The 12,867-nt window shown below is 55.1% G+C and carries 8 protein-coding genes; all 8 read right to left on the reverse strand.

Annotated features, from left to right (window positions below; all coding sequences use genetic code 11):
- Positions 1–707: 707 nt before the first annotated feature.
- Positions 708–1,340, reverse strand: a complete 633-nt coding sequence (locus ACPUD7_RS17300; protein ID WP_425120604.1) for a ScbR family autoregulator-binding transcription factor — start codon at positions 1,338–1,340, stop codon at positions 708–710.
- A 119-nt stretch (positions 1,341–1,459) separates the two neighbouring features.
- Positions 1,460–2,422 carry an NAD(P)-dependent alcohol dehydrogenase gene (locus ACPUD7_RS17305; RefSeq protein ID WP_135448025.1) on the reverse strand — a complete coding sequence of 321 codons (963 nt, stop codon included), beginning with the start codon at positions 2,420–2,422 and terminating at the stop codon, positions 1,460–1,462.
- Between the two features lie 75 nt (positions 2,423–2,497).
- Positions 2,498–3,037: an HXXEE domain-containing protein gene (locus ACPUD7_RS17310; protein ID WP_135448027.1), complete on the reverse strand. Its 540-nt coding sequence runs from the start codon at positions 3,035–3,037 to the stop codon at positions 2,498–2,500.
- A complete protein-coding gene (locus tag ACPUD7_RS17315) occupies positions 3,034–3,825 on the reverse strand; it encodes a 4'-phosphopantetheinyl transferase family protein (RefSeq protein ID WP_167854127.1) in 792 nt (263 codons plus the stop codon). Before ACPUD7_RS17315 ends, ACPUD7_RS17310 begins: the two co-directional genes overlap by 4 nt.
- Positions 3,826–3,829: 4 nt before the next feature.
- Complete coding sequence (locus ACPUD7_RS17320) at positions 3,830–4,822, reverse strand: bifunctional 5,10-methylenetetrahydrofolate dehydrogenase/5,10-methenyltetrahydrofolate cyclohydrolase (protein WP_135448031.1); 993 nt, start codon at positions 4,820–4,822, stop codon at positions 3,830–3,832.
- Positions 4,819–7,584 carry a beta-ketoacyl synthase N-terminal-like domain-containing protein gene (locus tag ACPUD7_RS17325; protein ID WP_135448033.1) on the reverse strand — a complete coding sequence of 922 codons (2,766 nt, stop codon included), beginning with the start codon at positions 7,582–7,584 and terminating at the stop codon, positions 4,819–4,821. The genes ACPUD7_RS17320 and ACPUD7_RS17325 overlap by 4 nt, the downstream gene beginning before the upstream one ends.
- Positions 7,581–10,676: an amino acid adenylation domain-containing protein gene (locus tag ACPUD7_RS17330; protein ID WP_135448035.1), complete on the reverse strand. Its 3,096-nt coding sequence runs from the start codon at positions 10,674–10,676 to the stop codon at positions 7,581–7,583. Before ACPUD7_RS17330 ends, ACPUD7_RS17325 begins: the two co-directional genes overlap by 4 nt.
- Positions 10,673–12,175 carry an MFS transporter gene (locus ACPUD7_RS17335; RefSeq protein WP_135448037.1) on the reverse strand — a complete coding sequence of 501 codons (1,503 nt, stop codon included), beginning with the start codon at positions 12,173–12,175 and terminating at the stop codon, positions 10,673–10,675. The genes ACPUD7_RS17330 and ACPUD7_RS17335 overlap by 4 nt, the downstream gene beginning before the upstream one ends.
- Between the last annotated feature and the right edge of the window lie 692 nt (positions 12,176–12,867).

Here is a 12,867-nt window from a genome sequence, read left to right on the forward strand (position 1 = left end):
TAGAAGGAGCCTAGAAACAGGTGGCGCTGAAGTCGAATATTCGGGGGCGCTCACGACGCCGGTCGACACCCAAGACAGGTGGCGCTCAAAGACGAGCGCAGTGGCGCCCAAGAAGCCGAATATTCAGACAGTCAGGGAGTCATCTGCGGGAACGACCTTCTTGAGCGCACCAAACCCAGCTCCGAACATTGAGAGCGGATCAGGGTTTGTGGTACTTGGCACTCCTACTATGACGACGAGACCTAGCGCTAGCGCCGGCACAGCAATGACCAGTGCTAACGCCGACTGCAGAAACCTGTTGCGCCCCTGTGCTAGCGCAAGCGTATATTCGTCCTGGTAGGTCGATTGGGTATTAGTGTCCACGACTGTCCATCTTTCAATATCAAATAACGCACACGGGGGACTGTGCGTTGAGGCGCTCAGCCGGTCTCGGGAGTGTTCCTAAAATTGTGAGAGCACCACTCAGGATGAGCTCCACAGCGAATTATTGTGCCGCCGGATCAGAAGGGGCCGTCGATGAGCTGATGCCCTACCAATGCTGTCGGATAGCCGCGCTCAGCACGCAACTGTCGTATAGAGATTCAGCGAGAACTTCAGATCAACGCCGGCCTGCAGGTAGTTAATACTTTGAGTCCGCCAGATGAGAACTCTGTCTTCAGAAAGCTCGGAAACCATGAGCTGGTCCAGAGGCGGGTATCTCAAAGTACCTAATCGATACGCTCGGTGGATTCCGCCGAGATTCGTGGGGAGAGTCCTGAAAGTACTACATTCCACATGGCAGTGAGATGCTCCGGAAGGTCCGAGCGACGAGACCGGGCATTCGACAGGAGTTGGACTCCCATGAAGCACCCAATCAAGGTACTTGCAACCTCATGTGCATCCAGAGTGCTCGAGAACTCTCTCTGCTCGATTCCCTCCTGCACTATTGCTGCAGCCGCGTCCGTCCACTCTTCGTAAAACGGAAGAGTCGGGTTAGTCAGCGAAATGTCTTCGAGGCTTAGCCGCAATCCTGCTCGCACAATCGGGTCAGCTACAAGGAGCTCGGCCATTCTATGCGACGCTCCTATCAGAGTGTCCGTAGCTGTTGACTTCGGCAAATCCTGTCCAGTGATGATGCCGAGAGCTCGCTTATGTTGTTCTTCGACGACAGCCTGAGCGAGGAGGAACTTCGTCTTGAAGTGGAAATAGACGGAACCCATCTTCACATCGGCTGCGTTGGCAATGCGTTCAAAGGTTGAAGCAGAATACCCGAGATCGCTAAAGGTGATACCAGCACCTTCAATGATGCGAGCCCGAGTGGCTTCCCCACGAGGTTGGGCAGACAGAAGAGTCTCCTTCAAAAATACTAGAAGCCGTTCCTAGCTAGAATAATCGTACGTTGTGAAGGGACGGCACTGCGACATGACGTCCAACTCCGATGCCCGATTGGCAGTTTGGGCTACGGATGCGGGCATTGATGCTACGGGGTGGATATCACGATGTTCTTGCCCCGAGTATGCGCAGTTGCGACGTGTTCGTGAGCTCGGGCGATTTCATCGAGTCGGTATCGTCGATCGATGATCGGACGTATCGCTCCTTCTTCGGTTGCGCGTGAGATCCACGCCAAGTCGTCCTTGACGACTTTGACTGGCATGAACGACACGCGCTTTGAGGAGAATTGGGATGTCAAGACTGCAGGCGCGCCGCCAGGGGAGATAGTGACCATTTTGCCGCCAGGCTTCAAGTACTGACGGTAGTACCTCGTTCTAACTCCGGCGCAATCGAAAATCTTGTCAAAGGGCTCCACCTCGCTCGGAGACGGAAGATCTGAGTGAGAGAACGATTCCGAGGCACCTAGCTCAGTGGAAAATGAGAGATGCGATGCTCCGGAGACCGCTGAGACACTCGCACCAAAGAACCGAGAAATCTGTACTGCAGCAGAACCCACTCCTCCACTGGCACCGATGATGAGTATTCGATCGCCGGCGGCAGTCATGAGCCGATTGCGGACCGCCTGAAGCGCCGTCATGGCGACTAGTGGTAGCGCGGCGGCTGCCTCCAAATCTTCGACCTGAGGAGCGAAGCTCACGGACCTCTCGTCGATCGTGGCGTACTGTGCGGCCGTGCCGGTTCTTCCCATCGTCACCATACCGACGTAGCCCCACACTAAGTCGCCAATGCGGTGCGAACGTGCGTTCGTTCCTAGCGCCACAACTTCGCCGAGCAGATCAACTCCGGTGCCTTTGGGGAACCGGAGCCCATTTGTTAGACGTGTTCCTCCGCCCCGGGCGATGGCATCTGCCCGATTGACGCTGCTCGCTATGACTTTGACGAGAATTTCCGTCTTGCCGGGAGCGGGTAGGTTTACTTCATTGACTTGAAGCACTGACGGTGGTCCGTAGTGGAAGTATTGGGCGCCTTGCATCGTACTGGGTAATACCATGGTGCTCCTTTCCCTGGTTTCATTTGAGTAGAGACCTCAACTGTGAGTTGCGATTGCGCCTTTGGTTTCGGGATTTCACGCGTGCTCGGGGGCTTCATACTGACGAAACCATTCGATTGACTTGGGCTCAACGACGTTGATCATCGCGAAATTGACCGCGAAGAGGACTGTCATCACGAGTGCTGAAAGAGCCACTTCGAGTATTGAGGAATCTGAAGCGACGTAGAGCCCCCATGCAGTAGCCACACAGAGGGGGAGCGTCACCACAGATGTCAACAGTGAGGGTGTGTATGAGCGGTAGATGAACCATTCGCTGATATGCCCGATGAGATGTAACGAGTAGGGAACAAGGAAGCCGATCATCAGGGCATACCAACCGGTGATCAGAACAAAGATCGCCACCGCTGCGAGAATGAGGAACTCAATGCCGATCATGAAGACGACTACAGCTTGTGATGCATCGGCGAACCGGTGAACAAAGTAGTGGTTTCGAGCTCGACTTGATTCCATGCGCATTTGCCGGCGAACCCATGGGGCGACCATGATCATCTCCTCGAACTCATGAATAAGGAAGAGGACCACAACGAGGAATGTCAGAACCTGTCCAATCATCATCGGACCATCGCTACGGTTCGGTTTCGCGTGTGACTGCGTAGCCGTTGAACTGAAGCGGTCAATTCGTCAGTGGTGTCCCTGACATGGAGATCCGATGACAGTATGGTGACGGCACATATGTGACTATCACCGAGCTGAAACGATTTCGTTCTCACCGGTAGTTGGGTCTCGGCCAAACTACCTGGATAGAGGAAGACGTGGTCTGCTTCTACAACGAGATCGCGGGGGTCAATCCGCAGCCCCATACCAAGTGCTTTGAGCGCGGCCTCCTTCCGCGTCCATACCGTCAGGGCCGCACGAGTCCCACCTTCTAGAACACGGACGGGGACCTCCTTTTCTTTGACTGACAGGATCCGGTCGAGGAATTGCCGGTTCGTTCGACGCTCACGGTGCTCGCAATCGACACCAACCGATTCTGCATGGCTCAGAGCTACAACGCCCATCCCCGACGAGTGTGAAAGTGAGAACTGGAGGTTTGTGCCCACGATCAATGGTTTGACCGAACCGCCGGACTCCAATCCGTTCATGGTGAAGCGGACTTCGTTTGGTCGGATCCCGAGGCGGTCACCGATGGCAACTCGTGCAGCAAAGTGCGCAGCAAGATAGTCTTTGGCCGCCTGCGGATTCTGTATATTCCTTAAGCGCTGCAATTCTCGTTCATCGAGGAAGTCGCTAGCAGTGCTTGGCACTTCAGCCGACGAAATCCACGATACTTCGACGAGCCCAGTGGGCCGAAGTGAACGATCGTCCAGGGCCGTTGGCGCCTTCGCCGATGGTTCTTGCCCCATCGACCTACTCACTTGCGTGCACCGTCGAAACTGTGGTCTCTCCCAAATCATCTAGACGGGCACGACGGTACCGAGCGCTTTCTGCCAGATTCCGTGCCAGGGCACCCAGCATGACCGGTCCAATCCCGGACGGTATAGGAAAGATTTTCGATACGATCGAGATCGCGGAATCGACATTAACTCCACCGCACAGCTCGGGTACTTGGCGGCCATTCTTCAGAGTCTTCGTGCCGATGACATTCGGGGCAAAATCCAGTACTACTGCACCTTCCTTGAACCAGTCTCGGTCGAGGTAGCGGGGGCGCAATAGGCTGACCACGACGATGTCCGCAGTGCGAAGAGTTGATCGAGTAGAGCTATTAGAAAGGGTAACGAGTGAAAGGTTCACTGTAGATGGAAAGACGACTGCTGCGGCAGCTCGGACCATTAGGTTGGCGAGGGGGTTGTTGTCAATGATCTCCACGTCACTGACTATGGTGACGTTGAGGTTAGGCCTAGTCAGCGAAACTTCAGCCTGCGCGAAGAGCTCGACGAACGCATCCATGACAACTGGGCGGCGAGGCAAAGTGGTTGTGTCTGTTGTACTAGTGGACAGCAGATGAACTGCATGCGCTGGGTGTACTCCTTCGATGTCCTTGGTCGGATCGATGTGCGATAAGGCTTCAACGAAGTCAATCTGAGGCGGAACAGGTATGAGCAGAAGGATCCCGTCGATCGAGTTGTTGGCATTTGCCGCCTCGATGGTGGAATTGAGCTCGTGTTGGCTGACTGTCGAAGGCAGGATCGTCGACATCACGTCCGCTCCGGTGGATTCAAATGCTCGCTCGTGAACGTCGACGATGTGTTTAGCGCCTCCATCGCCGAGATCGATAGCTATGATTTGCGCCAATGGAGGCGTTTCGAGCGGCGAAGCGATTGAGCGGGCTTGAGCGAACAGGTCGGCTTGTGCCGCATAGCCAGTGTGGACGGGTGTATTTGTCGGAGTTGTCGCCGTCATGTATTTGCCTCACTTTCAGCGCGAACTAGATGTTGGGCCGCAGAGTTTGGTTGGGTGTGGTGGCTGTCGGTCGAAATGAATTGCGCCGTATTCACTGCCATCTTCTCGGAGATATCAGGATCGTCGAACAGCGTGTAATGATTGGCATCAACAAATTCAACTGAGAGGTTTCCAGTCGTGAATTTGTGCCACGACTCGGGCTCGGTGGGGGTGAACCCGACTGCCTCGGCAAGCTCTGCAGGAAAAGGCTGGGTAGCTTTGAACAGTAGAATGTCCGATGAAACTCGCGTCCCATCAGGACGCCAGGAGGATAATGCCTGCTGATTGTGGCGCCAAACTTGTAGGAAAGTATCGATCTCTCGTTGTCCGTCCCCACGTCCGGACGTCGATACGGCGTCGAGGTAGGCAAGGTTGGAGGGCAGGTAGCGCTTGAGTATATCCATGATCTCGTTCGGCTCCTGCTCGGTATCCACTCCTGCAATGTAGTCAGATGTGGCATAGGAGTCGTACATGACGATCGTTGGAACTCTATGGCCCTCGGCTTCGAGAATTTTGGCGATCTCGATCGATAGGTTTCCACCCATCGAATATCCGCCGAGGTGGTAAGGGCCCGTTGGTTGGATTGCACGAATCGCTTCGGCGTATTCGGCAGCGAGATCGACAAGTGAACTAGCTACGTCCAATTTCTGTCGTGGGAAACTTAACCCCGTGACTTCCCAATCTTCGGATAGTCGCTGGGCTAGGTCTCGGTAAACTGCCACGCTACCGCCGGCGGGATGGGAGAGGAAGAGCCGTTTGCGTGGACGTTGTTGTGAGAGGGGAACGACGATATTCTCGAGATGCTCATGCTGTGAGGTAGAGGACATGCGCTCGTGGACAAGTGCACCGAGCTCCGCGGCCGTTGCATGGTTTTGCAAATCGTCGAAACTCAGACCTGCAGATGGGTAGTCCGATTTCAGCTTGTCGATGAGATCGATTGCGGCAAGCGAATCGCCGCCAAAGTTGAAGAAATCGTCGTTCTGGTTGATTGTCGAGTCATTGAGGACGTGACGAATCTGTGTCAACATCGCTGATTGCAATTGATCGATTGTCGTGCGTTCGCCCTTGGGAGTTCTCGTAGGCGGTTCCTGCTTTGCAGTTTCCTCTGTGTCGATAAAGTATCGTGAACGGGTCCACTGGTATGGGGGCAACGAGAGCGGAGAACATTTCGGGGACTGTGAACCCGACCCTTGGACGTGGTCTGTTGGTTCCTCTGCGAACTCGGGTGCGGGATTGCGAAGTCTTCTGACTAGTTCATGTCGAGTGGCAGCTCCGATTTGGATTCTGAAGGCGAACAGTCGACGGCGAATCAATGTATCAGCAATTTGGTCGAGGGAGGCTTCTGGATGACGTTCGATCCATGCGGCCAACTTCGAAGCGTAGGACTCCAGGGATTCTTTTGAGTGCGCGCTGAGCGTCACCGTTCGCGGTTCTTCCTTGCCGGGGGCAGGAGGCGACACGGGTTCTACACGGGAGAGGACGGCGTGTACATTGGTCCCGCCCATGCCCAATGAAGTTACCGCGGCTATCTCAATTGGTGCCGATGGTTCGACTTCTGTTGACGGCAGTATGACTTTGTCGAGTGCGGAACCGATGAGGGGGTTAGGTCCTGAGAAGCCGGAAAGTGGCGGTACCACCTGGTGGTGGAGCACAAGCGCAGTTTTGGCTAGTCCAGCTAGTCCTGCTGCAGCGTCGAGGTGTCCCATGGTTGATTTGAGACTGCCCAAATAGGGGCGAGAGTGGCTTGCATTCTTGCCGAGGCTGTAGGCGTCGACGAGGGCACGCAGTTCAATTGGGTCGCCGATTTTAGTGCCTGTTCCGTGCGTTTCGACATAGCCGATTTTCCTCGAATCAACTCCCGCATCGTTGACTGCCCTTTCAACCGCCTCTCGTTGACCATTGACGCTGGGTGCTGCAAGGCCAGTTTTGCGCGAACCGTCGTTGTTGATACCCCAGCCTGAAATTTGCGCATACGCTCGGTCGTTGTGCTGATGCGCCATAGCCGCTGGTCTAAGCACGACGGCGATAGCTCCGTTGCCCTTCACTGTGCCATCGGAAGAGTCGCTGAATGGGCGACACGTTCCGCTCGGACTAAAGATGCTGCCGGACTTGGCGAGGTATCCGTTGAGGAAGGGCAATGCAATACTTGCTGCTGCGACTATGGCGATGTCGCATTGCCCAGTTTCAAGTGATTGGCAGGCAATCTGAGACGCCGATAGAGAGCTTGAGCACGCGGATTGGACGGACATCGCGGGGCCGGTGAGACCGAGAACGAAACTTACACGGGTTGCAGCAAAGTCTTTATCGTTGCCAAGCATGATGGAATAGTTGGGATCTGATTCGTCCCATTTGCCGGATCGTGTGAGCGGCCCGCTGAGATACGTGCTGTTACTCACGGAAGCGAAGACGCCGATGCGAAGATTCTCAGTCGCCGCTGTATAGCCACCGTCTTCAAGTGCATTCCACGCGGCTTCAAGAAGTGCTCTGTGCTGTGGGTCCATGACCAGAGCGTCGTGAGAAGTGATTCCGAAGAACTCGGGTTCAAATCTGTCATGTTCGTCTAGACAGGAGGTCACCGGGACGTGGTCTTCGGCTGGGGTGGCCGTTGGGATAGTGGTGAAAGTGTTCCTTCCGCTGCGGATGAGTTCCCAGAATTCGTCGACGCTGTTGGCGCCGGGGAGTCTGCAACCGATTCCCGTGATAGCCATTGGTGTATCAGTCATGATGTGTATTCCTTAGTCTTTGGTGCGCCTACGTGGGCGGCTAGTTCTGCTGGTGTGGTGTATTCAAAGAGGTCGACGACATCCAACTCAACGGGGTGAGGAAGTTCGTTGAGCCTGCGCGTGATTTCGACCGCGTCTAGGGACGTTCCTCCGATGTCGAATAGACGGCTTGTTGGTGCCACGTCTGGATGTCCCGTGACCTCCGACCAGATCCGGCAAATCTCGCTTTCCAGCGAATTGGCAGCTGTCTCCGTCTTCGCTTCCGAAGTATGAACTGGGGATGTGTTCTCTTTCAGATCGTCGATCAGTGCCGAAGTGTCAGTTTTGCCGTTGATCGTCGTTGGCAGTTCTTCTATTGCTACGATGACGGCCGGCACCATGTATGAAGGCAACTGATTTCTCAGATGCGCTCTGAGGCTCGATTCGGGCACTTCGCCGACAAACCAAAGTGCAAGAAAGTCACCATCGACCGAATCGATCTTGACTGCGATCGCTGACTTCACTGCATCTAATGACAGGGCTGTCGCTTCTAGTTCGCCAAGTTCGATGCGGAAGCCACGAAGCTGTATCTGGTTATCGATACGACCGTGATAAACCAAACCTTGATCGGTCATATGACAAAGGTCGCCGGTAGCTAGCCATCGGCGGACGGTTCCATCGGATTCTTGGAGAAGTTTGAACCGTGATCTAGTTTCGTCGGGGAGGCCAAGGTAGCCACGAGCGATCCCTGCTCCGGCTAAGTAGAGTTCTCCGGAAACTCCAGGTCGACTGAGCCGCCCATATCGGTCGATGCAGATTGCAGAGAGACTGTCGACTGGATAGCCGATTAAGTTTGTAGAATTGTCGGGTTCCACTAGGTCCATAGGGAGGACAGTTGCAACGACGGTGTTCTCCGTGAGCCCATACATGTTGAAAGCACTGAGCCCCGCAAACATGAGCTTCCGCCACGGCGCAAGCTCGCTCGCACTGAACGCTTCGCCGCCAATTGTGAGGACCCGAATAGTCGTGAACAGATATGGATGGTCGTCTACGACTCGGGTGAAACGCTTCAACCCTGCGGGCGTTTCGCAAAGAACTGTAACCGCGTGATCGCGGAGGTGGTTGGCCAGCGCGAGCGGATCGCTCTGTGTTTGAGCGTCAGGGATCGACAATGTAGCGCCGAGAGATAGCGGGCAAAAGATCTCCCAGATCGAGTAATCGAAATTTGACGAGTGAAGCCAGATCCAAGTGTCATCCTTTGACAGGCACATCGTTGAGATGACGCCGTCAAACAGCGGCAACATTCCACTGTGCTTGACCTCGACGCCCTTCGGCCGCCCGGTCGAACCGGAAGTGAAAATGACATATGCGATGTCGTTCCTGGCAAACGACTCAGCTCCGTCGTTAGATCTGGCGAGTAGATTGTGAACCGTCGTCAGCTTGCACGCTGAGATGACAGATGCACGATGAGATTCTGTACGATCGACTAGCACCGTGACTTCGGCGGAGTTCTGAGCGCTGATGGTATCAACGATGTGTTGGAACCGTGCTGCTGGAGTGGTCGGGTCAATCGGAACGCAGACTCTGCCTGATGCCATGATCCCAATGAACGCGACTACTGCATCAGCAGACTTAGGTGTGCTGAGAACGACATGCTGGGAGGCGTCGAGTTGATGCAGGGATGTTGCGAGATGAGCAGCCTCCGAAGTGAGTTCACGGTAGGTCAAGTCCCTCTCGGCGCGAATCGCGATCTTTTCGGGCTGACGATTTGCGAGGTCCTGAAGGCGACTCCAAACCGATTCAGACTGTGTGGGTTCCTCGATAGGAGTGAAATCGTCGATTGCAACGTAGTCGGGTCTGACTATGGTCGACGAAGGAGCATTGGCGATCTCTCCAAGGTCTTCAATAAGTACTTTGTCTAAACCAGAGTCCCCTAACCCGTCTGATAGCGACATTTCAATGGCTATTGAGTCGGACGAATCTGCAAAGGTGACCATGATGGGGTAGGGAACAGTCGACCGTTCCACGGGAATCGACGTCGACGTGCACCCGGAGAAGTTGGGTTTGAGCTCTTGGCGATAGTAAGTTACCGCGTTGTCTAGAGTGTGGTTGATCGTCTGCGGGCAGACCTGTTCTTGATGCAGGGTGAGAGGATAGACGGATTTTGATCTCTGGAGAACGGAAAGCCCCCGCTTGACAGCAGTCAACAGATCGCGCCACGTCGTACTTTGATCGATGTGCAAAGGTAATGGCAGTGTATTGACAAAGAAACCACTGGCAGACTTTCCGGTCACTCCAGAGCGGTCGGCGATCGGGATACCGATGGTGAAATCATCACTGGAGGATACCCGGTGAATGAGAGACGCGTACGCAGCGTAGAGCACCGCGACGGTGCCAAACTCTGAGAATGCCTCCGAGCCACGCAGGTTCTCGACTACCTGGTGCGGAACTTGGAAGCTGGTCCGCTGACCGGTGATACGGCCACGGGTCCTTGCCGCTGTAATCGCATCATTGGAAAACGACTCAACATCGTCATACAGGGATGAGAGTGCGGCGAGCTCAGATTCCCCAGGTTCGACCAACTTGACTGTCCCGGGGTGTTCGCGGAGCCTCTGTGTGATCGACGCCCACTGGGAGTCATCGGCGTCGTAGCACGCCGACATGGCATCGAGCATCGCATAGCACGAGTAAGCATCACCTGCGATGTGAGCTGTGTGGACCGCAACATACGTGGCATCTTCTGTCGAACCGATGGCACAGAGCATCTGGCACTCCGCCGATAGGTCGTACGGTCCACCATCAATCTTGCGGCCCAGATAATTCTGAATCCAGGCCTCTGTTTGAGCGGTCGATAAACCATTCGGTATATCGAGTGTGGTCGTGGCGGACAACCCGTCATTTACGTGTGCGAGCAACTGACCACCAACGGTCGAGTATGAGGTACGAAATGCGGTCATGTCACCGACGACATGATCAATCGCGGCGCGGAGCCGATCTCGATCAACTCTTCCGGTCACCTTCCAAATGAATGCCAAATCGAAAGAGTTGTCCGTAGGGTGAACGGCCTGATGCAGAACCATTCCCCGCTGGCTTGGGGTAACTTCGTACTTCATTGTTGGACTCCATAGTTGTGGGCAGAGTTTGCCCGTTGGGTAGCTTCGACCTTGGTGATGTGGGCGGTCGAACGGGGACGAGTGCAAGCGTTGATTGCCAGAAGTAGCGCCGCAGCGCCGTACATTATGGCCAGGGCGGTGAAGCCATCACCGTAGGCATAGGCTTGTGCCCATTCAGGCCAGGGAGGGGACACAACTTGCTGATTGGGCTGAGCTAGGTAAGTTTCGAATCTCATGGAAGCGAAACTTGTCGCTGCAGCCACACCAATGGCACCACCGACTTGTTGGGCAGTGTTGGTTAAGGATGAGGCGACGCCGCTAAACCCGGCTGGAACCTGGTCCGTCGCGGTCGATACAGCGGGTGCCATCATGAGGCCTATTCCCAGTCCAAGTAGTGTGACACCTAGCAGAATCCACGGAGAATAGCTCCATGTGGGACGCAACCCAATGAGGACTGTGAACGCCGCTGACTGAACTAGGAGCCCCAGAGCGATAGTGAAGCGGGGGCCAATCCGAACCATGAGAATTCGCATACTCAGAACCGCTGCAACGACAAGTCCAACGACAAGTGGTATCAACGAGACTCCGGTGGCTAGCGCCGTCATGTTCAGGGTCCCCTGGAGGAAGTAGGACAAATAGAGTGATGATGCCATTTGTGCGAATCCGACTAACGCGACAGCTGTGTACGCGATCATCCTCAGGCTCTGTTTGAAAAGTATCGGCGGAACAATGGGTTCTTTGGCGCGCATCAGGCGCAGCAAGAAGAGTCCAATGCATACAACGCTGGCCGCCAACGGAACTATGACGCGTGTGTGGGTCCAGTCATTCTCGGATACCTCGGAGACACCAAACACTAGAAAGAACAGAGCGAGAGAACCGAGGGCGAGACCGAGCACGTCAGTCGGTCGCTGTCCTTCTTCCCGCTTTGCGCGGCCCGGTGCTGATGAAGTCATCAGCAAACAGATCACGGCAAATACGACATTGACGAAAAGGCACCACCTCCAGCCAAGGTATTCCGTGAGCACACCGCCGAGGAGTAACCCGAGGGCCGCTCCTGCCCCTGCAGTGGAGCCGAAAACTGCGAACGCTCGAGCACGTAGCTTGGGTTCGACGAAAGTGGTTGCCACCATTGAAAGGTTTGCGGGCCCGAGGAGCGCAGCGAAGACTCCCTGGAGCACGCGGGCAAGGAGCAATACCCACAAGGTGTCTGCAAGTCCACCAAGGACGCTGGCGAGAGCGAATCCGATTGCTCCAACTGCGAATGATGCACGCACGCCGATTTGCTCGACTATGCGTCCGCCCGCTAGTAGCAGTGCTCCAAACGCGATCGCGTAGGCCGATATTGCCCATTGCTTTTCAGATTCAGAGAATCCGAGGTCGAGTTGGGCCTCGGGCAATGCGACGACGATTATAGTCGAGTCGAGGACGATCATGATTTGGGCGATGCTTGCCGCGAAGAGCACTGCGCGCCGCCGTCCGTCAGTCACGTTGAGATCCATTCGATGTTGTTGTGGGGAACTTTGGGGTCGACTGCTTCGGCGCGAATATTCTCGTGTCGGCAACGAGTCGTGCAGCTGTTCATCTTGAGCTGGCTCCAGGTGTTTACGAGGCAAAGCCGAAGGAGGCGATCAGCCATGCCTCTCTCCTCATGTCTGGTCGTGTACAACTAAGTCAGGCATCTGACTTAGTTGTACGCTAGCACGTTATTTGGTTAGCCCCGACCGCACGGTTTTGTGCATGCGGAGAATGTGGACTACCGCAGTTGGGGGTGTGCTAGTTTATGGTTACTCCAAAACAAGTCGTTAAGTTACCTGAATGTAAAGATGGTAGAGCGCCGACCGTGGAAGTGCTTCTGACCTCGGGTTTTATGGGTGTCTGTGGCCACGCTCTCAATGAGGCCGAGCAAATTTTCCAGCTAGTCTGGTAAGCAGTAGGAACCGAAAGTTATCGCCTAGCGTTCGTTCTCAAGTGGCCAAACGGATACTCGAAATGTGCTTCGATTTTTCCTAGAGTTCAGTCGACAAGTGACCTGGCAAGTAGCTGACCTAGGTTGAGCCGAGTCCAGTGATTCGTCCCGGGTTTAATGGAGACCAAGCCACGAATCCCGAAAGGACCAAACAACAACCATGGCGACCTCCAAATATCCCGACGAGCTCCGCGACCGGGCCACCCGCCTTGCCCTCGACGCCCG

The organism is Brevibacterium sp. FAM 24630, assembly GCF_049804075.1.
GTDB lineage: Bacteria > Actinomycetota > Actinomycetes > Actinomycetales > Brevibacteriaceae > Brevibacterium.